This window comes from Pseudoalteromonas sp. T1lg76 (assembly GCF_002964725.1).
GTDB lineage: Bacteria > Pseudomonadota > Gammaproteobacteria > Enterobacterales > Alteromonadaceae > Pseudoalteromonas.
In genome coordinates this window covers 184,724-209,535 of record NZ_PQCE01000005.1, presented here as the reverse complement: position 1 = coordinate 209,535, position 24,812 = coordinate 184,724, and the positions used below count along the sequence as shown (strand labels likewise).

Sequence of the window (24,812 nt, the reverse complement as noted above, 5' to 3'; positions counted from 1 at the left end):
ATGCTTAGCTAGGTAACAGAATTGCTATTAAAAATATGGAGTCGAGCCTTGCAGGCGCAAACTACCATTACCGCCCGTCAGCGCGTGGATGATTCTCATCTTAGCGCTCAATTACACCCAGTTATTCGTCAACTCTATGCGGCACGGGGAGTCAGCGACCCGGCGCAGATAGATAACAGCGTCACCACCTTGCATGACTTTCGCTTATTTCGCGATATAGACAAAGCCGCAGAGCTGCTGTTTACAAGTCTGCAAAAGCAGGAAAAGGTACTCATTGTCGGCGACTTCGATGCCGATGGCGCCACCAGTACCGCGACCCTGATGCAGGGCTTACAGATGTTTGGCTTTACCCGGCTCGATTACCTGGTGCCCGACCGCTTTAACTTTGGTTATGGTCTGAGTGTTGAGCTGGCGGAGCATATTATTACCCTAGCGCCGGATCTGGTGATCACGGTCGACAGCGGTATTTCCTGCATCAACGGCATAGCCCGGGTCAAAGAAGCGGGTATCAAGGTACTGGTTACCGACCACCACTTGCAGGGTGAGCGCCTGCCCAATGCCGATGCCATAGTGAACCCCAATCGTCACGACTGTCAGTTTCCATCCAAGTCCATTGCTGGCGTGGGTGTCGCCTTTTATCTCTTAATTGCCTTTCGCCATGCCCTGCGTGAAGCGAATTGGTATGAACAACAAGGACAGGCAGAGCCGAATTTAGGTAATTTGTTGGACCTGGTAGCGCTGGGCACGGTCGCTGATGTGGTGGCGCTCGATGCCAATAACCGCACCTTGGTGTATCAGGGGTTGGCGCGCATTCGCAGCGGTCGTACCCGCCCGGGTATCGATGCCTTGATTGAAGTGGCCAGACGCAACCGCGCTCGTTTAAGCGCCAGCGATTTTGGCTTTGCCCTGGCGCCGCGTTTGAATGCCGCCGGGCGCTTGGATGATATGAGCCTGGGTATCGCCTGTTTATTGGCACCTGAGCTCAATCAGGCCCGGCGTATTGCCGGTGAACTCGATGCCCTGAACGCCGAGCGTAAGGAAATCGAGCAGGGTATGCAGCAAGAAGCGCAGGCAGCGCTGAGCAAACTTTCTTTGGGCACGAATCAGGCTCCCGATGCCCTGTGTTTGTATCAACAGGACTGGCACCAAGGGGTGATAGGCATTCTTGCCGGGCGCTTAAAAGAGCAGCACCACAGGCCTACCGCTATCTTTGCCGCTGGAGACAATGGTCAGCTTAAGGGCTCATGTCGCTCTATTGACGGCGTGCATATGCGCGATGTGCTGGCCCATATCGATGCCCAGCATCCGGGTTTGATCATCAAGTTTGGCGGTCATGCTATGGCCGCGGGCTTAAGCATAGAAGAAGCCCGCTTTAGCGAGTTCCAGCAGGCTTTTGTTGCCGAGGTGGCCAAAGAGCTTACCGAGGAAGCCAAGGAGTGCGTCTTGCTTACCGATGGTGAATTGCCGGCGGATTGCTTCTCACTCGATTTTGCCGAACTGCTGCGCCAGGCCGGCCCTTTCGGCCAGCATTTTCCCGAACCGGTGTTTGAGCACACCTTTGAGCTCTTGCAACAAAGGATCGTGGGGGAGAAGCACCTGAAGCTGGTGTTGCGCCATCAAAGTGGTCGGGTTGTCGATGCCATTGCCTTTAATATCGATGTGCGTGCCTGGCCCGATACTCAGGTGCGTTATGTACATCTGGCTTATCAGCTCGATATCAATGAGTTCCGTGGTCAGTTCTCGCTGCAATTAATAGTGCGGGAAATGCAAAAACGCGGCTGATCACACGGCCCAAACCAGGGCCAATAAAATTGTACTAATTCGTATAAAAGCGCTAATAAATTCGACAATTATTTGTTAAAATCGAGCGCTTTTATCGACGCGCCAATTTTAAGCGGGCGTGAGTCTATTTTTTGCGGAGTAACATGCATGTTTGAAGTGAATCCTGTGATTAACCAAATCAAGGAAATTCGCGAACGTACTGAGCTTCTTCGGGGGTATCTTTGACTATGCTCACAAGAAAGAGCGTTTAGAAGAAGTTAATGCCGAACTTGAAGATCCAGCGGTGTGGAATGAGCCAGAGCGCGCTCAGGGCCTAGGTAAAGAAAAATCGAGCCTGGAAGCCATTGTTGAGACCATAGAGAAACTCGAAACTGGTACCGACGATGTTGAAGGTCTTGTTGAGCTGGCGGTTGAAGCCGAAGACGAGGAAACCTTTGCCGAGGCGCAAAGCGAGCTTGAAGACCTCAACGCCCACCTGGAACAGCTTGAATTCCGCCGCATGTTTAGTGGTGACCAGGATAGCAATGATGCCTATCTGGATCTGCAGGCAGGCTCAGGCGGCACCGAGGCGCAAGACTGGTGCAACATGTTGCTGCGTATGTACTTACGCTGGGCCGAAGCGAAAGGCTTTAAGGCCGAGATCGTGGAAGCAACCGACGGTGATGTGGCCGGTATCAAGGGCGCCACGGTGAAGATCAGTGGTGAATATGCCTATGGCTGGCTGCGTACAGAGACAGGCGTCCACCGTTTAGTGCGTAAGAGTCCGTTCGATTCGGGTGGTCGTCGTCATACTTCGTTTGCCTCGGCATTCGTTTATCCCGAGATCGATGACAACATTGAAATCGATATTAACCCGGCCGATTTGCGTATCGATGTATACCGTGCATCGGGAGCCGGTGGTCAGCACGTTAACCGTACCGAATCTGCGGTACGTATTACTCACTTGCCGACCAATACCGTGGTGCAGTGTCAGAATGACCGCTCGCAGCACAAAAACAAAGACCAGGCGATGAAACAGCTTAAAGCCAAGCTGTTTGAGCTTGAGTTGCAAAAGCAAAATGCCGAGAAGCAAGCGCAGGAAGATGCCAAATCAGACATCGGCTGGGGCTCACAGATTCGCTCTTATGTCCTTGATGATTCGCGTATTAAAGACCTGCGCACCGGAGTTGAGAACCGTAATACCCAAGCCGTATTAGACGGTGATCTCGACAAGTTTATTGAAGCAAGCCTGAAATCAGGGCTGTAATTTAACGCCAAATTAATAGAGCTAGAAAATGACAGATCAAATCCAAGACGAAAACAAATTAATTGCAGAGCGTCGCGCCAAGCTCGACGCTATTCGCGAAAATTGTAGTGCAAACGGCCACCCGAATACTTTCCGCCGAAAACACTACACAGCTGATCTTCAAGCAGAATTTGGTGATAAATCGAAAGAAGAACTGGTAGAGCTAGACCATCAAGTTGCCGTTGCCGGTCGTCTTCTTGCCAAGCGTGGTCCTTTCCTTGTTCTTCAGGATATGAAAGGCCGCATTCAGGCATATGCTTCAAAAGACGTACAAAAAGATCTGAAAGAAAAATACGGTCAGCTTGATATCGGCGACATCATTGGCGTGTCTGGTCCATTGCATAAATCGGGTAAAGGCGACCTTTACGTTGATATGCAGGAGTATGAACTACTGACCAAGTCACTGCGTCCATTGCCAGAGAAGTTCCACGGCCTGTCGGATCAGGAAACCAAATACCGTCAGCGTTATGTGGATCTGATCACCAACATGGATACTCGTGAGACCTTCCGTATTCGTTCTAAGGTAATTGAAGGTATTCGTCGTTTCCTTGCCGATCGTGACTTTATGGAAGTGGAAACGCCTATGCTTCAGGTTATCCCTGGCGGTGCCTCGGCACGTCCATTCGTAACCCACCATAATGCCCTGGATATCGATATGTACCTGCGTATCGCTCCTGAGCTTTACCTGAAGCGTTTAGTGGTAGGCGGTTTTGACCGTGTATTCGAGATCAACCGCAACTTCCGTAACGAAGGTCTGTCAACGCGCCACAACCCAGAATTCACCATGATTGAATTCTACCAAGCGTACGCGGATTACAATGACCTGATGAACATCACAGAAGACATGCTACGTACAGTGGCACAAGATGTGTTGGGCACAACAACGATTGTAAACACCACGAAGAATGCCGATGGTGAAGTGGTTGATAGCGTAGAATACGATTTCGGTCAGCCGTTCACGCGCTTGAGCATGGCCGATGCCATCATGAAGTACAACCCAGAGTTCGATGCGGCGGTATTTGCCGACCCTGAGAACCACATGGAACAGCTGATTGCGTACGCTAAGCAAGTACACGTGAAGATCCCTGAAAACTGCGTATGGGGTGCGGGCAAGTACATGTGTGAAATCTTCGAAGAGACGGCTGAGCACATGCTTATTCAACCTACCTTCATCACCGAGTACCCGTGGGAAGTATCACCACTGGCCCGTCGCAACGACGACAACCCATTCGTGACCGACCGTTTTGAGTTCTTCGTCGGTGGTCGTGAACTTGCCAATGGTTTCTCTGAGTTGAACGATGCCGAAGATCAGGCTGCACGTTTTGCCCGTCAGGTAGAAGAAAAAGATGCCGGTGATGATGAAGCCATGCACTTCGATGAAGACTATATCCGCGCCCTTGAATTCGGTTTACCACCGACGGCGGGTGAGGGTATTGGTATCGACCGTCTAGTGATGCTATTCACTGACTCACCAACGATTAAAGACGTGATCTTGTTCCCGCATATGCGCCCAGAGCAAGACTAATTAATAACGTCTAACTCTTAAAAACGCGGCTAAGGCCGCGTTTTTGGATCTTACTTGTGCGATATATCGCAAAAACCAACTTGTTAAGGCCTAAAAACACTGTCATAGACTATCAAAATATATCTATCTGCTTGATTTTCATTGGCTTTATTTTTATCTTGGTAAAAACAAGCTTTTATTCCTACTGTGCGCCTAAAGTAAATGCACTACAATTTTCTGCTAGTACCTAGAGCCCTTTAGCGCTGTAAGAGAAGTCGGTCAAAAAGTGCGTAATAACGACAATAGGAATAATGTAATGGATTACGAAGAGTTTTTGCCCCAAATACCCAAGGACGACAAGCGCGCCGCTTACTATCGCGCCTGCATTATCGAGTTTGAACGTCAGGGTTACTGCGATCAGATTTTACGCGAGCTGGACAACGACTTGGACGACAAGGCAAAAACACAGGGCATTCCTTTATTGGTACTGGGTAACGGCGCTTAATCTTCCAAGCCTGTTTGGGGCGGGCAAAAGAATAAAAGTAGCGAGATAATGGCCCATTAAGGCCATTTTTTATGCCATAAATAGCCAGCTGCGCAATCTCTGAGCAGATAGGCTGATTTTCATAGAAAAGTGTTTGACATATTTGCTCAAGCCTTTATTATACGCCCCACAAAGACGGAGAGGTGGCCGAGTGGCTGAAGGCGCGCCCCTGCTAAGGGTGTATAGGGTTTGTAGCCCTATCGAGGGTTCGAATCCCTCCTTCTCCGCCATTTATTTTTAAATGGTGTTGTTTTTGTATTTAGATATGGACGCATAGCTCAGCTGGATAGAGTACCTGGCTACGAACCAGGCGGTCGGAGGTTCGAATCCTCCTGCGTCCGCCATCTTTCTTCAAGATGGTCTTTTATCTAAAGTCACTTTTTTATGAAACGGACGCATAGCTCAGCTGGATAGAGTACCTGGCTACGAACCAGGCGGTCGGAGGTTCGAATCCTCCTGCGTCCGCCATAATTCAAGTGACAAATTAGAACCTAAGGTTCAAGAACATAACGGACGCATAGCTCAGCTGGATAGAGTACCTGGCTACGAACCAGGCGGTCGGAGGTTCGAATCCTCCTGCGTCCGCCACTTCTTTTCTTTATTAGAGGGAAGTGAGAAGAAACCAACGAAAGTTGGTTTTTTTATGCCTAAATTTCAGTGAACGCATGCGGCTGCGAACCTCCGAGGTTCGTTGATTTCCAATCTAGACCACACCTCTCTTATCTCAAAGCTTCCCACAGCCTCGTTGTTTGAAACAGGAATTGTAGGTCAGACTTCAGTCTGACAACTCGCAATCTTTTGTTGTAATTCAGGTTTTTATATTTGGTTGGTACCTGTTTTCAATTTGAGATCTTGTCGCGTTGGGCGACGAGTGACCGAAGCATCGCTTCGCAGCGCGAGGAGGTGGAGGCATGGATGCCGACAGGAAGACAGCTTCAGGGATGAATTCCCTTGCACTGAGGGTTGTTCTGTCGCGTTGGCGACGGCAACCAAAGGGCGGTTTGCGCCAACCGCCCCTTGGAACCCCAAGGCGCCCGTGATTCGCGAATGCTTGCGAACTCAGCGTTTTGTTAAACGTTCAGTTTAGTCATTGAGGCGATTTAACAGCACATCCCTGTACTGATAAATCTAGCTCGGCGTCGTGCCTCGCTCTCAATAACACACTCCACAACAAAAGCCGATTTCTCCAGCGCGAATCTAAACGGGAAGTGGCGATCCCTGTGAGTGCGGTTTGGAATTCAAAGGCAATGCTCCTTGGTCTCGTTATGTAATGTAATAAAACGGCTCGACTATCTAGGGTAAAGTAATAACTCTATGAAAATAAAGCACATAATAAATTACATAACGAGCTCTACATGGCTCGATTAAGTGAGGGCTCGGTTTAAATTGCACACCTTTTATTATTAGCAATCAAAATGGCTGGTAACTTTCTGGTATTATTGAATAAAATTTTATTTAGTATGAAAAACCTAGGTTGCGGATAACTTCCTTAACCGGGAATTCTCACTAATACGCTGTTATACGTCCTTGAGCCCATGGATTATCAGGTAGATTTAAAATGAATGAAGAAATGATGGATTACGTCGAGAAAGAAAAGCGTGATCGCTTGATGAAAGAGAGGACAATTTACGCTGAACTCCAAGAACGGGAGTCTGAGCTTTCAAAATATAGGGATATGTTGAGAGCAAGGGAGCATGAACTAGAGGAATATAAAAATCGTCTGAAAGAGGAGCAGCTTGAAAGAGAAAAATACTTTAGAAAAGAGCTCAGCGAACGAGATCAACTTATAGAAAACCGGGAGAAAGAACTGTATGCCCGGCAAAAGGAAATGGAACGCCAGTTCACTAGACGATTCGAAGAAACGGAAGAGTTGCGAGAATCCCTGCAAAAAGAGCTCCTGCAGAAAGAGACAGAGCTAAAAAACCTTCTTGTAGAGGCCGAGCGCGAAAAAGAGCGGTATCGTGAAGAAAGTCGAAAATCTATTGAATCAAAATCCCAAAAGTTTGTAGACTCCGCACTTCAGCTACTTAGTAAAAAAGAATCAAAATTCCACGATGTTTCTAGGAACTGGGCGGTATTAGGGGCTTTCTCCATTGTATTTGCAATAGGCTTTTCTATTTATACGATGGTATCGAGTGCGGATTTATTTCATCAAGCTTCAAATAGTAGCCTTTCATATTATCTGTATTCTCTTTTTCGTGGTCTTATTGTTGTGAGTCTTTTTGGGGCGCTTTCAAGGTATGCATTTGTCCTTAGTAACTCGTTTATGCATGAATCTCTGAAAAGCGGCGAAAGGTTACATGCCATTAAATTTGGTGAGTTCTACCTAGATGCATATGGGGCTGATGCGGAGTGGGAACAACTAAAAGAAGCTTTTGAAAACTGGAATATTAGTGGAAGCAGTGCATTTTCAAGAAAAGATATGGAACCGAATAGCGGAAACCTAGCGGACACAATAGCAGATAGTTTTGAAAAGGCAGCCAAAATTGCTACGGAAAAGAACTCCAAGTAAACGTATAACAAGCGCATGTTGTCGGACTGTTTTCCGCTGCGCTCCAAACCAGCCGAAAATGCGGGCGTTAAAGTCCGCTTCTTGTACAAAAGACCTAACAGATTGTGAGAATCTTTCTGTTGAGCGCTGGTGTATCAGCCTAATCCCCTTACATTGCATCCGAAACGGGATGCGAGAAGAGTAATCGCCCGTTGGCTGAAAGCGGAAATTAGAGAGTGAATAGTTTCACTCTCGCCGCTTGAAGGCGACGAGCTCGGCGAGGAGCCGTACTGTGCATGTTGGTTACGTTCATTTCTCGTAGCGCGTTGAGGAAATAATGCAATGTGGGGGTGTCCTAGGAGTTCTTAGAGGAAATGGACAAGCATTTCCTCTAAGTCGTAGTCGGCGACCCGACAAGATCTCTCTTTTAGAAGCTGTGTTGGCGCAAAGCACCGGCCTTGTATCTACAGGTTGGGATTTGCCGTCATGCTGTAGGTAATAGGGCAATGCAAGAGCACGTTGCCGAAAGGGCCGACAAGAAAGCTCGTCGGCCTTGCAAGGCTAAAGCCTCGCCTACAGTACCTAGATAAAAATGCCTCAAGGCATTCGCCTGTTGTTGTTTTTAATAAAATATTCCTAACAAATATTTCCTTTGAAATATTTGTTTCCCCTGCGACTATGAAGTAATCTCATGTATTAAAACCTGCGACTTAACGCCGAAGGCGAAGGGGAGAGATAACAATGAACAACAAAGCCCAATCTATTCTCAGTGCTGCCATTGCGGCGGCCTTGCTGCTGTCCAGTCAGGGTCTGGCTTACGCTCAGCAAACGGCGCCCTTTGTCAGTGATGTGCCCTTGGTTCAGCCGGCCATGCTCTCTCCCGCTTTTTGGTTAAAACAGCAGGCGGATAACGCGCCGCTGATGAGCGAGCGGCAAATCCAGGCCTTTAACCGCAAGCTGATTGCCAATAATCCCTATGTTACAGATCCGCTTACCTATGCGGCTGAGCTCTCCCGTGACGAGCTGATCCAACACCTGGAAAAAGCCAGTTCAACACCTTCCAGCCCAAGGTTTTATACCGATGGCCGCCAGCTGACGGACGAGGATTTTGCGCGCTATCACACCAATACCAATAAAACTCAGGTGCAGGACAAGAACCAGGTGCGCTTTGGCATGGTGGTTGAGCGCACGTCGCTACGCACCTTTCCCACCGATGATCGCGTGCTAAACGCGGAAATGGACGCGGATTTGGATCGTTTCCAGGAAAGTGGCGCCTTCCCCGGTGAAGCGGTGGCGGTGCTGCATGAAAGCGCGGATGGGCTCTGGTATCTGGTGGCCACCTACAACTACACCGCCTGGGTGAAAAAGTCGGCCATCGCCGTGGGGGATAAAGACACCATTGTTGATTATATGCGTGCCAAGGATTTCATCATTGTCAGCGGTGATAAGGTGGACACCAGCTTTGTGCCTAATAAACCCCGGGTTTCCGAGGTGCAACTGGATATGGGGGTGCGCCTGGCTCTGATGCCACAAGAGCAAATTGAGCACCTCACTCACGGCCAAAACAGCTTTGCCAGCTATATCGTCAAGCTGCCGGTGCGCAATGAGGATGGCTCTTTGGCCTTTGAAAAGGCGTTATTGCCGCGCTCCAGCGATGTGAGTCTGGGTTATTTGCCGCTTACCCGGCATAACCTCATTGCTCAGGGGTTTAAGTTTTTAGGCGAGCGTTATGGCTGGGGGCACGACTACAACGCCCGGGATTGCACCGGCTTTGTTGGCGAGATTTATAAAGCCTTTGGTGTAATGATGCCGCGTAATTCTTCATGGCAGGGTAAGGGGGAGTACGGCTATAACTGGCGCTTTGATGACGGTGCCACGCTGGAGCAAAAGCGGCAGGTGCTGGCACAGATGCAGGTGGGCGACCTTATCTATATTCCCGGCCATGTGATGATGTATATCGGCGATTATCAAGGCCAGCCCTATGTGATCCATGACGTAAAAGGGCTTGGCTACTTAAAAGGTGATGGCGGATTTTACGATGGCGAGCTCAATGGCGTGTCCGTGACACCCTTGTTACCCCTGTATTTAAATGCCGATACTTCCTATTTAGATAAAACCTATGCCATTAAGCGTATCGCTCCGGGCGGTGCACTATGATCATTAAGTCGGTACGCTTTGCCCGCTTGTCGGTGCCCTTGCACACCCCGTTTAAAACGGCGCTGCGCACGGTTTCCAGCATAGAAGACCTGGTGGTCATAATCTACACCCAGTGTGGCAAAAGGGGTTATGGCAGCGCACCGAGCACGCCGGTGATCACCGGCGACACCCACCAATCCATAATAAGCATTATCAACACAGTACTGGCGCCTCAGCTTATCAATCAGGATGTGCGCAATATCAATGCCCTGTGCGATCGTTTGGCCGCTGCCGTAGTGGCCAACTCCAGTGCCAAAGCGGCGTTGGAAATCGCCTTGTATGATCTGTGGGCGCAAGGTTTGGGCGTGCCCTTGTATCGCGCCTTGGGCGGTGATCAAGGCGAGCTTAAAACCGATGTCACCATCAGCGTGGATGCCATAGATAAAATGCTGAGCGATTGTGATATCGCCCTGGCTAAAGGCTTTGATCTGCTGAAAATCAAAATAGGTAATGACCTTGAGCAGGATATTCAACGGGTGCGCGCCATCGCCCGGCATGTGGGCAACAAGGCGGCGCTGCGCCTGGATGTGAATCAGGGCTGGGATGCCAAGCAAGCGGTGCGCGCACTGCAGGCCATAGAAAGCGAAGGCATAATCCTGGAGCTGGTGGAGCAGCCGGTAAAAGCCAATGACGTTGACGGCCTTGAGTATATTAGCGCGCGGGTCCAGTCTAAGATCATGGCCGATGAAAGTGCCTTCTCACCCAGGCAGGTGATCACCCTGCTGGAGCGTGGCGCCGTGGACATTATCAATATTAAGTTGATGAAAAGTGGCGGTATCAGTCGTGCCTTGCGGATTGCCGATATCGCCGCCACCTATGAGCGCCCTTGTATGATCGGTTGTATGCTGGAGGGCAGTATTGCCGTTGCCGCGGCGGCACATCTGGCGGCGGCCAAGGCCAAGCAAATCGGTCTGATAGATTTAGACGGTCCGGCTCTTGGCCAGTACGACCCGGTGCAAGGCGGAACCCGCTTTTGCGGGCCCGCTATCACCCTAAATACTGGTCCTGGCCTGGGAATTACCGGCATCGAGGGTCTTATCGAACTACCCAATGGAGTATGGCAATGAATAACACACTAACCAGCCTTATTATGCTGATCGCCAGTGCCTGTAGCGGCCCGGCCTGGGCCAAGGCTGAGCCCGAGCCCATTCAAGATGACAACCGCCAACTGGCGGTGGTGGTGACCGAATCCTGGACAGATACTCAAGGTGAAATGACCTTGTTTGAGCGCGGCGATGATAACCAGTGGCACGCCATGGGGGAGTCCAGCGCCGTGGTGATTGGCCGCACCGGCCTGGCCTGGGGCATTGGCTTACATGAGCACCAGCAAGGCCAGCAGAAGGTGGAAGGAGATGGCAAGGCGCCCGCCGGAGTATTTCGTTTGGGGAATGCCTTTGGTTATTTGGATGCGCTTACCACCGGCCTGGATTATCACCCCATGGATGCGGGGGATTACTGCATCGATGTGAACGGCTCGCCCTATTACAACCAGTTGGTGAATACTAAGGTAGTGGGTGAAAAGGCGGTAGAGGGCTCATCCGAGGCCATGCGCCGCGATATTCACAGCCAGGACGATTTATACAAAAAGGGCATTCTCGTTGCCCATAACCCGGAGAATATCAGCGGTGCCGGCAGCTGTATTTTTATGCATTTATGGCGCGCCGCGGATAAGCCCACTGCGGGGTGTACGGCCATGGCCGAGGCGGATATGGATGCCCTGTTGCGCTGGCTGGATAAAGACAAACAACCCCTGATGGTGATTTTGCCGCGCATGGAATATGCGCTAAAGCAAACACTCTGGCGCTTGCCGCCCTTAGGGCCACAAGAATAAGAACAAGGCGGGCTGATGATAAATGCACATTATGAAGCGCTCGACTGGCTGGTATTCGGCGCCTATGCGCTGCTCATCGCGCTGACGGCCTGGTGGTTTAACCGCAAAAAGGCTAACACCTCGGCGGAGTATTTTCTCGGTGGTAATGCCATGCCTACCTGGATGGTGGCGGTATCTGTGCTGGCCACCTCGCAATCGGCGGCCACCTTTATCGGTGGCCCGGATCAAGGCTATCAAGGAGATTTGTCCTATTTAGCCACCAACATAGGCGCCTTTATTGCGGCCCTGGTGGTGGCTCAGGTGCTTATTCCGCGCTTTTATCAATATCGTGTCTATACCGTTTACGAGTTGCTGGAGCAGCAGGTGGGCCCCAAGGCCAAACGCCGTGCCGGCCTGATGTATTTGTTCGGGCGGGTGTTTGCCAGCGGTGCTCGCCTGTATATGGCCGCCATTGCCGTGGCCATGATCCTCTATGGCAATATCGCCCCCAGCAGCGTGATTATGGCCACCCTGGTGTTGGTGGTTATTGGCCTTGCCTACAGTATTTTTGGTGGCATTCGTACCGTCATCTATTCCGATGTGATCCAGTGCTTGGTGTACACCAGTGCCGCCGTGTGCGTGATTGTCAGTTTATGGCTGGCTATTCCCGCCGATTTCTCAACCATTATCGAGGCGTTGCAAAACCCGGGGCCGGAGCAGGGCTCCAAGCTGGCCTTGTTTAAGTTTGACCTGGATTTTTCCGCCGCTGGGGTGTTTAACATGGCGTCGGTACTGACCGGCTTTGTGCTCTTAAACATTGCCGCCTTCGGTCTGGATCAGGACATGACGCAGCGGGTGCTGACCTGTAAAGATGCGCGCTCCGGCAGTCGCGCCATTATGCTGTCCATCGCCATGGTGATCCCTGTGATGTTCTTGTTTATCGTCATTGGCCTGCTGTTGTTTGTGTTTTATCAGCGCCCCGACATCATGCTGGGGGCCACCGAAGGGGTTGCCGGAGGGGTTGCCGGGGCCAATGTCGGGCAATTCCAGGGCGAAAAGATCACCGTCTTTATGCACTATGTTCTTAATGAAATTCCCGCCGGAGTAAAGGGCCTGGTGACCATAGGCATTATTGCCGCCGCCATTTCCACCTTGAACTCTGGGCTCAGCTCCATGGCCTCCGTGGTGGTGCAGGATATCTACCGGCCCTGGCATGAAAAGCGTCAGCGCCAGCAGGGCGACGCACAAAAAGAAGATCATCATTATGTGCTGGTGGGGCGCTTTGCCATGTTGGGAGTGTCACTGGCGCTGGGCTCCATGGCCATTCTTTGTTACTTCTGGCAGCAATATTCGCAAATGCCGCTGCTGAATTTGCCCTGAGTGTCATGGTGTTTTCGTACTCTGGCCTGTTGGGCGTGTACTTCACTAGTCTTTTCCTCGGACGCGGCAGCGAAGCATCGGTGTTAGCAGCCCTGATAGTCGGCTTTGTGGCCACCTTGTTGATGCAACCCTATGTGCAAGAGATGCTGTTGCCGAGCCAGTGGCAGTTTAATCTAGGTTTTACCTGGCAGCTGTGTATCGGCACCGCGTTAGCCACCCTGGTCTGTGCCTTTGGTCGCAAGCCCGAAGCGGCAGGCCAGGCAGTGAGCGCGGCGACTAATCAATCAAGCAATAATCCCATCAATCACAAGGTGCGTCATGGCTAACTGGGTACTGGCCATAGATGGTGGCGGCACAAAAACGGCGCTGCGCCTGTATGACCCGGATGGTCAGATGATGCAAGAGCATAGAGGGCCGGGCTCATCACTGGGTCATGACTTGCAACTGGGGTGTGATACCCTGTGTGCCCAGGTGGCAAGCATACTTCACGATGCGGCCATATTGCCGAGTCAGGTCAATTGCGTCGCCGGTGTTGCCGGCGCCGGGAATCCGTATAATCAAGCGCAATTACGCAGCCGCTTACAGGCACTTGGCTTTGCCGAGGTTACGGTGGTCAGCGACGCTATTACCTCCGCCTATGGCGCCAATTTGGGCGCCCCGGTGGCTTGTGTTGCCCTTGGCACCGGCAGTGTCGGCACCCGTTTACTGGCAGATGGCAGCACGCACTTAGTCGGAGGCTGGGGCTTTACCCTGGGCGATGAAGGCAGCGGTGCCCGTTTGGGAGCCATGTTGGTGCAGGCCCTGATGCAGGCGTTTGACAAACAACAAGCGCTTACCCCCTTGCTCGAGGTGCTGGCGCAAAGAGTCGGTCACAGCCGCGAGGCGCTGAGTCAGTGGCTAAGCGGTGCTAAGGTAGGGGACTATGCAGGCCTGAGTGAGCTGGTGTGGCCCTATCAAGGGCGCTGCGACATGGCCGCAGAAATACTGCAACGTCATGCCCGGGCGGTTGAGCAACTTATCCGCGCTACCCGCGGAGAATATGATTTGCCTGTGGTATTGTTGGGCGGTTTAGCCGACAATACGACCCCATTATTGGCACCTTGGTGTCAGGCCCTGGTGCAGCGCGCGCGGGGTTCGGCTCTGGATGGCGCCTATTTGCTGGCATTAAAGAATTTATAACTGGATCAAGTACATGAGTTTACCAAGTGACCATAGCTCTGAGTTATTGCGAGAGTTAAATACCATAGTTTCTGAGGGACAGAACCCGCAAACCCTGGATATTGACCTCTTACCCAGCGAGGCCATTCTTCGTAAACTGAATGATGAAGATCAAAAGGTTGCCCCTGCGATCAGGGAAATTATCCCGGCTATCGCCAAGGCGGTCGACGCCATAGTTGATGCCTTTGCTAAGGGCGGCCGCCTTATCTATATCGGCGCCGGCACCAGTGGCCGTTTAGGGGTGCTCGACGCCGCCGAATGTCCTCCCACCTTTAGCGTTGAACCCGGCCAGGTAGTGGGCATTATCGCCGGTGGCGAGCGGGCGATTCAAAAGGCGGTGGAAGGGGCAGAAGACAATGCCGCCATGGCAATTGAAGACTTACAAAACCATCAGCTAAAAAGTGACGATGTGCTGGTGGGCATTGCTGCCAGTGGTCGCACGCCTTATGTGGTATCGGCGCTCAATTATGCCCGTGAACAGGGCTGTATTACCGTGGGGATCAGTTGTTCACCTAACTCAGCGGTCCTCAATGCCGCAGATATCCAGCTGGCCGCCGTGGTCGGCCCAGAAGCGCTGACCGGCTCAACGCGCATGAAATCGGGCACGGCGCAGAAGCTGGTGCTTAATATGCTCAGCACCGCCAGCATGATCCGCTCCGGTAAGGTGTATCGCAACCTGATGGTGGATGTGAATGCCAGCAACGATAAGCTCAAGGCCCGTGCCGTGCGTATCGTAATGCAGGCCACCGAATGCACCGAGCAGGAGGCGGTCGAGGCACTGGCGCAGAGCGAGCATAGTGCCAAGTTAGCGATTTTAATGCTGTTGACCGGCAAAACCGCGAGTGAGGGCAAGGCCTTGCTGGATAACAACAAGGGTTTTTTACGCTCGGCGGTGCAAGAGGTTGAAGGCGATGCTTAAGCGCCTGTTGGCAGCCTTTGCCCTATTGATTTTACTTAGCAGTGCCTGTGCTCAGGCCGACCAGCAAGATATCCAGGTTGGCGCCAGTCGCTTTGAGCACTACCTGCCTTTACTCAAGGGGAAGCGGGTTGGCCTGGTGGTTAACCAAACTTCTACCTTGGGCGACACCCACCTGGTGGATGCCTTGCTGGCCAAGCAGGTTAAGATCACCACCATTTTCGCTCCAGAGCACGGCTTTCGCGGTGATCAGGATGCCGGTGCCCATATAGATTCGGGCATAGATCCCAAAACCGGCCTGCCCATCATTTCTATTTATGGCAAGAACAAACAGCCCAGCGCAGAGGCGATGAGCCAGGTCGATGTGGTGCTGTTCGATATTCAAGACGTGGGTGTGCGCTTTTATACCTATATCAGCTCCATGCACTATATGATGCAGGCCAGCGCCGCGGCCAAGGCCGAGTTTATCGTGCTCGACAGGCCCAACCCCAATATTGCCTATACCGACGGGCCGATACTGGAGCCGGAGTTTCGCTCCTTTGTTGGCATGCACCCGATACCCGTTTTGCATGGCATGACGGTGGGTGAGCTGGCGCAAATGATAGTGGGTGAAAACTGGCTCGATGAGGGCATAAACCCGACTCTGACGGTGATCCCCGTGGCGAATTACGCTCGTGATAGGGGTTATTCTTTGCCGATAAAACCCAGCCCCAACCTGCCCAACGATCAGGCCATAGGCTTATATCCGTCGCTGTGTTTCTTTGAGGCGACGCCGGTCAGCATCGGCCGCGGTACGGATTTCCCGTTTCAGGTGTTAGGCCATGATAAGGTGGCTCTAGGCGAATTTACTTTTTCCCCACGTTCCATTGTTGGTGCTGCCAGCTCCCCTAAACTGGAAGGTCTGGTGGCCAAGGGCTTAGATCTACGCCAAAGCCAGGTCAGGGGCCTGGATTTGGATTGGCTGATTGCCGCCCATAAGCGTTTTGCCGAGCAGGGCGAGGTGTTCTTTAGTAGTGCCGGGTTTATGGATAAGCTCGCCGGTACGGATGCCCTGCGCTTAGCGATAGAGTCTGGTCAAAGCGAGGCCGAGATAAGAAGGAGCTGGCAAGCTGGCCTGGATGCATTTAAAGCGGCGCGAAAAAAATACCTGCTGTATCCAGAGTGAGTAGTTGGAGATAACAAAAAAGGCCCAGTTGGGCCTTTTTTGTTCCTGTGTTTTAACCTTCACGGAATGCTTTTACCACATCGTTGGAATGCTCCAACAACTTACGCCCCGGACGCGTCGCCTGAGTAAGGGCGATAAAGAGAATATCGATCACAAAGTCCTGCGCCGTGCGCGCCAGAATAGAACTCAGACGAATCGACTCTTCCTCGGCCACAGAATAGAGGTTCACCGAAGCGCAATCTGCCACCGGGCTGGAGCCAAACTTGGTCACCGCAATCACGGGGCAATTATTCTGTTGAGCCTGATGCGCAGCTTCTGCCACTTCCCGGGTTTTACCCGACTCACTGATGGCGATAACCAGGTCGTCTTTGCCCAGGGTCGACACATAGGCCAACTGGGCATGACCGTCCGCTTCGGCGATGGCGGCTATGCCTAACTTTTGCAGCTTATAGGCAAAGTCTTTGGCCACCAAAGCCGAACCACCGAGGCCACAAATGGCAACGCGACGGGTATTTTTAAGTAAGGCCACCGCCTGCTCTACGGACTGGGCTTCATTGAGATTCTTGGTTTCGGTTAATACCGCCATCTTGCTGCTTAACAGCTTTTCGGCAATCTGCTCTAGGCTATCATTAAGGGTGATCTTACCGTGCAGCTTAGGGGCAGGAGACTCTGAGTTGAGGGCGTCAATAACCGCCAGCTTAAAGGCGGGGAAGCCCTTATACCCGAGCTTTTGGGCAAATTTAACCACGCTCGATTGGCTTACGCCCACCACCTTGGCCAACTCAATGGAGGAGAGGTCACGAATAGCATTCGCACTGTTTAGCGTAAAATCGGCCAGTTTGGCTTCGCTACTGGAAAAAGACTTACGCAGTGCTTTAATTTTTACAAATGTCGACATAAGAAGTTACTTAGTATTGTTGGTTTCTCTGTCTTATGGATACCTTTGAACGCTTGGTACACATGTTAACAACGACGTAATGGCAAAGTGTAACTCAATATTCCAAATAAAAGGAATAAAAAATTTTTATAAGAAGGCCCAAAGAGGCCGAGTAAAAAAGCCTTGTTCTAAGCCTTGGTTCATATTTTCTAGGCTATTTTTATTACCTTTTAAGCACAGGGGAAGTTAAGTTTAAGAATATATATTCCATTAATTTTAAATTGAAAGAAATAAAATATTATTATACGGTTAGAGGGTTGTTGTTGCATTTATAAGTTCAAGACACTGTGCTTAAGCATAGTTTTTTCGCTATAGGTTGGTATGGATAAAGAATCTTTGCAGATGCGCTGTAAGAGTCTGCTGTCGTTGCCCTTGTTATTTTTACTGAGCAGCTGCAGTTCAGGCTACGATTTCAAGCAGTCACATAATTATTCCAAGCGCATTAAATTTTTGGTGATGCACTACACAGCGATTGATTATGAAAAGTCTGAGCGCGTGTTGGTGGAAAAAGGCGGTTTAAGCGCCCATTACCTGGTGCCCGAAAGTCAGGATCCCAGCTATGGTGAGCGCGAGCTGCAAGTTCTGCAGCTGGTGAAAGAGCAGGACCGGGCCTGGCATGCGGGGAATAGTTATTGGCAGGGGCGCACCGATCTTAATGACCACTCCATCGGCATTGAGGTGGTGAATGTCCCCAGTTGCAGCGACAGGGCGCCGAGTATGGAGCCGGAGATTTCCACCATTGAATATGGTGCTGAACCGTTTTGTGTGTTCCCCGATTATGATCCCAAACAAATCGAATTATTAATCGCCCTTAGTCAGGATATTCTCGCTCGTAATCCGGATATTGGCCCGACCCAGGTTGTCGGGCATGCGGACATAGCACCGGGGCGAAAACTCGACCCGGGTCCACGTTTCCCTTGGTATCAGCTTTATAAGGCGGGCATAGGTGCCTGGTATCAGCAGCAGGATGTGGAATATTACTGGCGCCACTTTAGCGCCGCGCCGCCTTCTGTGGCCGTGATACAGCAAGCGCTGGCGGATTATGGCTATGGGATTGCGGTGACCGCCCGGCTCGATCAGCAAACACTGGATGTACTTAAGGCATTTCAAACACACTTTTTGCCCTGGCAGGTAAATGCCCAGGCGGATGCGAAAACGGCGGCGGTATTGTTCGCTCTGCTCAAACGTTATAAGTCGAAAAAGGCGGATAAAAACTTTGCACTTTACCAGGAGTTGGTCGAGCAACCACAGGAGTTTGCCGCCTTGGGTCATGAGCAGCTTTATATCCAGTACCCACAGCCGGATGTCAGCTCGCGGGTCGATGTAAACAACAAATACCAGTTTAAGTCCTATCGCCGCCGTGGTGAGATCATCATAGACAACATCAGCGCCGAACGCGCCGAAATCATTATTAATGGCGAAACCATTAATATCGCTCGGCCCTTAAAGGCCGGGCACAGCTACCGCTATTCGCTGGCAAGGCGCACCCGCGATGGGATAAATACATTGCATATAAAGTCGGTCTTTCCCGAGGATGCCGAGCTGCGCATCCGTATTCCCGCACCCGAGCTAAAACCCAACCCGGGGGCGCTCAACTTTGCCGCTGTGGATACCTTAATTGAACAAGAAGTGGAGCAGGGCTTTCCCGGCGCCGTGCTTGGCGTGGTACACAAGGGCGAGCTGGTTAAGCTCAGCGCCTATGGTTATGCCCGTGCGCACCACGGCAAAGAATCTGTAGCCGCACAGCCCATGGCTGTCGATACCCTGTTTGATCTTGCCTCTAATACCAAGATGTTTGCCACCAATCTGGCATTGATGCATTTGGTGTCGCAGGGACGCCTGGATGTTAATAAGCCCATTAGCCATTACCTGGCGGAATATACCGGGCAGGGACGCGAGGTACGGCTGGTAAAAGACCTGCTTACTCACAGCGCAGGTTACCCGGCGGTGGTGGACTTTCATCGCGTCGATAATCACCTCGGCAAGCCATTTTATTCCCTTAATAGCGAGCGCACCAAACAGCTGTTAATCCGTGGCGTGCCCTTTGAGATGATGCGGGCTCAGCGTCACCTCTACAGTGATGTTGACTATATGCTGCTCGGTGTTTTGATTGAACGTATTACCAACATGCCCCTTGATGCCTATGTGGAAAGCCGCTTGTTTGCCCCCTTGGGGCTCAATACCCTGGTATTTAATCCGCTGCAAAAGGGCTTTATGCCTTCGCAGATAGCGGCTACCGAGATTGAAGGCAATACCCGAGGTGGCCGGGTGAATTTCGAGGGCGTGCGGGATTATGTGCTCCAAGGCGAGGTGCATGATGAAAAGGCGTTTTACTCCCTGGCCGGGGTGGCCGGACATGCGGGCCTGTTTGCCGATGTGCAAAGTGTGGCAAAACTCACACAATTGTTGCTAAACCGGGGTAGTTATGGTGAAGTGCAGTTAATCAGGCCCGAGGTGGTCGATCAGTTTATTAAGCCCACGGCAACGGATGAAAGCTATGGCCTGGGCTGGCGTCGCGCCGGCAATGGCGCGCGCATATGGCATTTTGGTCCCTACGCCAGCCCAAGGGCATACGGACACACGGGCTGGACCGGTACGGTAACTGTAATTGACCCGGAATATGATCTGGCCATAGTGCTGTTTACCAATGCCCGCCATAGCGAAGTGACCGGCTCGCAAAGCGACTATAGATTTAAAGGCAAAGAATTTGAAACGGGGAAATACGGTTCGGTGATCACCCGTGTCTATGAAGCCATTTTGGCTCATGGCAAGTAACTACTAACACAGGATACCCCTGCCCGGGTATCGCCCAAAACGGCATCTTTTGATGCCGTTTTTTTATGGCTAAAAGAAGTGCGTAGGCAAAGGGTACCGGGGACATGGTTTTTATGTTTGTTACAGGGTTAGGAAGTGCGCAGAAAATAAAAAGCGCCCCGAAGGGCGCAGGTCTATCTTAGGTTGTTATCTTAGCTTAGAACGCAAATTTCAATGACAGTTGCACTCGGCGCGGACTGTAATAGTCACGGGGCTCGCCAAAGGTACTGTTAACAAAATAAGGGTCGTTGTTATAACCGGTTTGACGGTCGAACAGGTTAAAGATATCGGCGCGGAATTGCAGCGCATAATCGCCATAGACGGTGAAGTCCTGGGTATAGTTTAGATCCAATTGCCAGTGGCTTGCGCTGCGGCGGCTACCCGCCGGCTCCGCATAGCGGCTGGTGTGGCTGGAGCTGCTGCCATAGAGATTACCATCCCATTTCTCCCAAGGGCGACCTGACTGGAAGACAAAATAGGCGCCGATATTGGCTTCCCAGGGAGTGGTGTAGTAGCCGTATACCTTGAGCTTATGTGGCTTATCGCCAGAGAGGGTGCCATAGCGGTAATCCCAAGGATAGCGGCCTATGCCGTCACCATACCAGGAGGAGCCGACAAAGGTGTTGGCATCGTTATCGGCCGTGGTGTTGTCCTGGTCGAAGTTGCCATAGTAGTGGCTCCATACATAGGAGGCATTTACATAGGTGTTATCGCCCATGTACTCGGCCTCAAGGCTGGCTTCCCAATACTTGGTCTCGCCACCATCCACCTCGGCTATGACATAGGATGAGCCGCCGATTTCATTACGAATATCCTGCAGGTTCTCTATGTATAAGCCCTGAGCGGCAATGTCTGCCGGTACACCCGGGGCATCGATGCCATCATAGTTGGTGAGGCGGGCGTTATTGGGCATATCTTCCCAAAAGTGCAGGCCCTTGCGGTGACGTACATGCGCCCGCAGCACCAGATCTTCACCCACGTATTTGGTGGTTCCTAGGGTGATTTCATTAATGCGACGCGGCTTCATGCCTTCCTGAAACAGCTTACCTGAAGAGGAGGCACGAGGCTCGGCATAGATAACATTACCGTCAGCATCGAATTCGACGTCAATGGCACTGCGGTTGTTCCTGTCCCAGGAGGCGGCACGAGCCAGGGAGCTGGTTTCCGGGTTGTAGATGGCGAAGTTGGCAAAGACGTCATCTTCGTCGGCATAATTCCATTTCACGCCCAGGCGCGGCTGTATCATATCGCTCCAGTCGGTTTCATACATCTTGTACTTATGTCCCGGGGCCAATTCATAGCCGGAGATGGTGCCGGATTTAGGGCGCAGGCCCTGACCATAATAGGTATCGCGACTGACTAACACACCTATATTGTAAGTCCAATCGCCATATTCTATGGTGTCGTTAATCTCGAAGTTCAGAGTCTTGGTTTCGGAGGTGATGGCCGGTGCCAAATCGCCGCTGCCTACTAGGCTCATTTGTTGCACTAGGGCGCGATAAATAACCGGGGTGTCATTGCCTGCTTGTTGACTCAGATCCAAGCCGCCGACATAGTTAATCCGTCCCCAGCCATTGGAAAAGCGTGTAAGTACCTCCTTACCCTCTGACCATTGCCCGCCAAAGTGCAAGGTGTGATAAGTATCGCCCCAGCTAAATTCATGATCGAGTTCGAGCTCAAATGAATCGCGGTAAAAATCCTGGTCGTCGTACTGCAAGTAAGCGCCAACGCCACCACCGCCCATTTTCATGCCATTTTCCGTGTAACCGAACTGCTCGATCAGCGCCGCCGCACCGGCATTGTAGGCGGCGATTTGCTCTGGGGTATAGTTGTCACTTGGGCCGCGCAGTTCGGGCACATTAAAGTAACCCATTTGATCTAGGTTATCGACATCCAGGGTGCCGCTCAGCGACGGCTGGAAATTAAGCTCTGTATCCGGGCGCGAGCTGCTTTGTAGATCAAAGGTGCTGTACTGAAACGATAAGGTGGTGTTTGAATCTATCAGCCAGGAGCCGTCCAGGGTGAAAATATCCTGATCCGTCTCGCCGCCAACGGACACACTGTCGGTTTCGTATTCACCAATGGAGGCACCTTCCTCGGTTTTATCGGAAATACGCTGAGAAATGTTGAATAACAGGTCGTCACGGGGCGCCCAGGTGAGCTTGCCGAAGAACTCATCGCGCTCGCTCTTATAGTTTTTCACATCGCCGTAGGCCGTATCCTTGTTGCTGCGTTTTTCCTCGGGACGGTAATAGGAGGTGTAGAAATACAGGGTATCCTCAATCAGCGGGCCGCCCAGGTTAGCTGTTATCCAACTCTTATCCGTTTCATAACTTTCCTGACCAACGGGAGAGGCAACCAGGCTTTTGGGCTGAACCTTGTATTCCACCGAGCCGGTAAACTCGTCTGTGCCAGACTTGGATACTGTGTTGATGGCAAAGCCGCCGGAGCGGTTAAAGTCAACGGCTTTAGCACCGCCTCTGTCCATGGTGACATAGGCAACATCGTGGGTGGAAGGCTCGGATGCCAGGTTACCAAACATGGGCAAGGAAACATTAACACCATCAAAGCCATAGGAGTTATCCACCCCAGAGCCACCGGCCGACGGGCCGAGGACTGAGTTTTCAGACAGCTCGACGCCAGGCACCAGTTTAAGTAGGTCGCGATAGTCTTGGCCTATGGGTACCCCTTCGATGGCTTTTTCTCCTAAGGAGTTGGTGAGTGAGGAATTACCCTGGCGATATAAGCGACTGCCGGTAATAGTGATCACCTCGGTCTTGTTGCCGGTCAGGCTCAGTTCCACATCAACCTTAGAGGTCTGTTCTAACAATACCTGCACCGTCAGAGTTTGACTGGCGCCGTCTTTATTGGTGAAGGTGAGCTCGTAGGTACCAGGCTTTAACTGTGGCAGATCGAAGCTCCCATCGGCTCCGGTGACCACGGTACGGGCCTTAGGCATAACGCTTGAGCGTGCGGTGACCGTTACCCCGGCCATGGACTGTTCGGTTTGCTCGGCGATAACCGTGCCCTTGATGCCGCCGGTCAAGGCCGCCAGTGCTGGAGCACTGATAAAGGCCGCGGCAATCAGGGTGGAAGTGATCGCTGTTTTAGGTGCCCGCATCGCGCGGCAGCTAGCCTGCGCCAATGCGCTGAGGTTGAAGTGAGTTGGTTTCATTATATCCCCATCCTTATAATAATTTATTTATCGGTTGGACCTTAACCCTGTGATTTCCCCTGTTTTATTAGTGCTAACCTTCCTTTTGTTGCATATATATTAAACAAGTGTTACCAGGATTAATCAAGAATATTTTTTTCATGTTATTCTTATTATTAAAAATAAAATATGAATATAACGACGCGAAATGAGCACTATACAGCGGGCGAATTCTTGCTTGCAGGTATGGGGTAAGGCTAAGTATCTATATGAAAGGAATAGTAAAGGTTGGCCAAGAGGAGTTGGCCAACCTATCAAAGCCAGGCTGGCAGGGTGTCCATGGCAAGCAGGGCATCAAAGTCAATGCGCTTGCGAATAATACTGTATTGGCTGCCTTTCACCAGTACCTCGGGGGCATTGAGGCGAGAGTTGTAGTGTGACGCCATCACGGCGCCGTAGGCTCCGGCGCCCATAATGGCAACCAGATCGCCTTGTTCACATGCGCCGAGGGAGCGGTTTTTGGCGAAGGTGTCGCCGGTTTCGCATACCGGGCCGACTATGTCATAAACCGCTTGGCTGGGCTTTTGCTCCACGGTAGCAATATGATGGTAGGCATCGTACATGCTTGGGCGGATCAAGTCATTCATGGCCGCATCGAGGATCAAGAAGGTGCGCTCTTGCCCGGTTTTCACGTATTCCACCCGAGAGACCAGGACGCCGGCATTGCCGACCATGGAGCGTCCCGGCTCGACTATGATTTTGCAACCAAGGTGGCCCAAGTGTTGTTTGGCATGCTCGGCATAGGTGCGGATATCCGGCTCATCGCTGTGCTCGCCATAATTAATGCCTAAACCACCACCTATATCTATGATTTTAATGATGATACCTTGTGCTTTTAGGGCGCTTACTAGCTCCGCAACCTTGGCAAAGGCGGCGGCAAAGGGCTCTAGGTTAATCAGCTGGGAGCCAATATGCACATCCACACCTGTCACTTCTATACCCGGTAAAGACGCCGCTTTAAGATAAAGCTCGGGCGCCAAATCTATATTAATGCCGAACTTATTCTCCGCCAGACCCGTGGTGATTTTGGCATGGGTTTTGGCCTCAACGTCCGGATTCACGCGAATGGAGATGCGTGCTTTGGTATTCATTTCCACCGCTAGGGCACTGATGCGCTCTAATTCCGGCTCGGACTCAACATTAAACTGCAAAATGCCCTGGGCCAGGGCATAGCGGATTTCCTGCTCGCTTTTACCTACACCGGCGAAGACGATTTTCTCCGCCTTAATGCCGGCGGCCAGCGCGCGGCGGATCTCACCTTCGGAAACAGTATCGGCACCGGCACCCAATTGCGCCAAGGTGGCTAAAATTGCCTGATTGGAGTTGGCTTTTACGGCATAACAAATTAAGCTATCCAGTCCTGCAAACGCATCGCTGTAGCGCTGATAATTACTGGCAATAGCCGCAGCCGAGTAACAGTAAAATGGGGTGGGGATGTGTTTGGCAAGCTCGCCGATGGTAACATCTTCAACCTGCATGTGCTGATCCACATAAGGAAAGTAGGGAAGTGGCTGCATAACTAAAAAATTACAGTTGAATGAAAACTAATTGAATAA

Annotated in this window: 15 protein-coding genes, 4 tRNA genes and 1 pseudogene; 17 read left to right on the top strand and 3 right to left on the bottom strand. The window is 51.5% G+C overall.

Features of this window, described 5'->3' with window-relative positions; genetic code table 11:
• Positions 1-48 precede the first annotated feature (48 nt).
• The 16 genes and pseudogenes from recJ to C2M35_RS01915 all read left to right on the top strand — a co-directional run bounded on the left by recJ (position 49) and on the right by C2M35_RS01915 (position 16,291).
• A complete protein-coding gene (recJ, locus tag C2M35_RS01990) occupies positions 49-1,782 on the top strand; it encodes a single-stranded-DNA-specific exonuclease RecJ (protein WP_234000007.1) in 1,734 nt (577 codons plus the stop codon).
• A gap of 147 nt (positions 1,783-1,929) precedes the next feature.
• Positions 1,930-3,028, top strand: a protein-coding gene (gene prfB / locus C2M35_RS01985) for a peptide chain release factor 2 (RefSeq protein ID WP_105200826.1) whose coding sequence is annotated in 2 segments (ribosomal slippage) — positions 1,930-2,004 and positions 2,006-3,028 — 1,098 coding nt in all. Because the reading frame shifts where the segments join, the coding sequence is not laid out codon by codon here.
• 28 nt (positions 3,029-3,056) lie between these two features.
• Positions 3,057-4,592, top strand: coding sequence for a lysine--tRNA ligase (gene lysS, locus C2M35_RS01980; protein WP_105200825.1), 1,536 nt, complete (start codon positions 3,057-3,059; stop codon positions 4,590-4,592).
• A gap of 295 nt (positions 4,593-4,887) precedes the next feature.
• The gene (locus C2M35_RS01975) at positions 4,888-5,076 is read left to right on the top strand and encodes a hypothetical protein (RefSeq protein ID WP_105200824.1); all 189 of its coding nucleotides are present in this window, start codon (positions 4,888-4,890) and stop codon (positions 5,074-5,076) included.
• Positions 5,077-5,252: 176 nt separating this feature from the next.
• Positions 5,253-5,345: transfer RNA gene (locus tag C2M35_RS01970), tRNA-Ser, on the top strand.
• Between the two features lie 37 nt (positions 5,346-5,382).
• Positions 5,383-5,459: transfer RNA gene (locus C2M35_RS01965), tRNA-Arg, on the top strand.
• Between the two features lie 47 nt (positions 5,460-5,506).
• Positions 5,507-5,583: transfer RNA gene (locus C2M35_RS01960), tRNA-Arg, on the top strand.
• Positions 5,584-5,626: 43 nt separating this feature from the next.
• Positions 5,627-5,703, top strand: a tRNA-Arg gene (locus C2M35_RS01955).
• A gap of 970 nt (positions 5,704-6,673) precedes the next feature.
• On the top strand, positions 6,674-7,627 hold the full coding sequence (locus C2M35_RS01950; protein WP_105264483.1) for a hypothetical protein: 954 nt from the start codon (positions 6,674-6,676) through the stop codon (positions 7,625-7,627).
• A gap of 720 nt (positions 7,628-8,347) precedes the next feature.
• Entirely contained in the window at positions 8,348-9,763 is a 1,416-nt protein-coding gene (locus tag C2M35_RS01945) for an SH3 domain-containing protein (protein ID WP_105264482.1), read from the top strand.
• A complete protein-coding gene (locus C2M35_RS01940) occupies positions 9,760-10,869 on the top strand; it encodes a mandelate racemase/muconate lactonizing enzyme family protein (protein WP_105264481.1) in 1,110 nt (369 codons plus the stop codon). The genes C2M35_RS01945 and C2M35_RS01940 overlap by 4 nt, the downstream gene beginning before the upstream one ends.
• Positions 10,866-11,633 (top strand): L,D-transpeptidase family protein, encoded by a 768-nt coding sequence (locus C2M35_RS01935; protein WP_234000006.1) that lies wholly within the window; start codon positions 10,866-10,868, stop codon positions 11,631-11,633. Before C2M35_RS01940 ends, C2M35_RS01935 begins: the two co-directional genes overlap by 4 nt.
• A gap of 18 nt (positions 11,634-11,651) precedes the next feature.
• Positions 11,652-13,318, top strand: a pseudogene (locus tag C2M35_RS01930) (sodium:solute symporter).
• Positions 13,311-14,171: a BadF/BadG/BcrA/BcrD ATPase family protein gene (locus tag C2M35_RS01925; protein ID WP_105264479.1), complete on the top strand. Its 861-nt coding sequence runs from the start codon at positions 13,311-13,313 to the stop codon at positions 14,169-14,171. Before C2M35_RS01930 ends, C2M35_RS01925 begins: the two are co-directional and overlap by 8 nt.
• A gap of 13 nt (positions 14,172-14,184) precedes the next feature.
• Positions 14,185-15,129, top strand: a complete 945-nt coding sequence (murQ, locus tag C2M35_RS01920) for an N-acetylmuramic acid 6-phosphate etherase (RefSeq protein WP_105264478.1) — start codon at positions 14,185-14,187, stop codon at positions 15,127-15,129.
• Positions 15,122-16,291, top strand: coding sequence for an exo-beta-N-acetylmuramidase NamZ family protein (locus C2M35_RS01915; protein ID WP_105264477.1), 1,170 nt, complete (start codon positions 15,122-15,124; stop codon positions 16,289-16,291). Before murQ ends, C2M35_RS01915 begins: the two co-directional genes overlap by 8 nt.
• A gap of 52 nt (positions 16,292-16,343) precedes the next feature.
• Here the strand turns inward: C2M35_RS01915 and C2M35_RS01910 are convergent, their stop codons facing one another.
• The gene (locus C2M35_RS01910) at positions 16,344-17,189 is read right to left on the bottom strand and encodes a MurR/RpiR family transcriptional regulator (RefSeq protein ID WP_105264476.1); all 846 of its coding nucleotides are present in this window, start codon (positions 17,187-17,189) and stop codon (positions 16,344-16,346) included.
• 360 nt (positions 17,190-17,549) lie between these two features.
• Between C2M35_RS01910 and pbp4b the strand changes: the two genes are divergently transcribed.
• Positions 17,550-20,003 (top strand): penicillin binding protein PBP4B, encoded by a 2,454-nt coding sequence (gene pbp4b / locus C2M35_RS01905; protein ID WP_105264475.1) that lies wholly within the window; start codon positions 17,550-17,552, stop codon positions 20,001-20,003.
• Between the two features lie 196 nt (positions 20,004-20,199).
• On the opposite strand, the gene C2M35_RS01900 is transcribed toward pbp4b, so the two are convergent.
• Together C2M35_RS01900 and lysA are read right to left on the bottom strand one after the other, a co-directional pair.
• Positions 20,200-23,217, bottom strand: a complete 3,018-nt coding sequence (locus C2M35_RS01900) for a carboxypeptidase regulatory-like domain-containing protein (RefSeq protein WP_105200813.1) — start codon at positions 23,215-23,217, stop codon at positions 20,200-20,202.
• 293 nt (positions 23,218-23,510) lie between these two features.
• Positions 23,511-24,734 carry a diaminopimelate decarboxylase gene (gene lysA / locus C2M35_RS01895; protein ID WP_234000005.1) on the bottom strand — a complete coding sequence of 408 codons (1,224 nt, stop codon included), beginning with the start codon at positions 24,732-24,734 and terminating at the stop codon, positions 23,511-23,513.
• Positions 24,735-24,812: the final 78 nt, after the last annotated feature.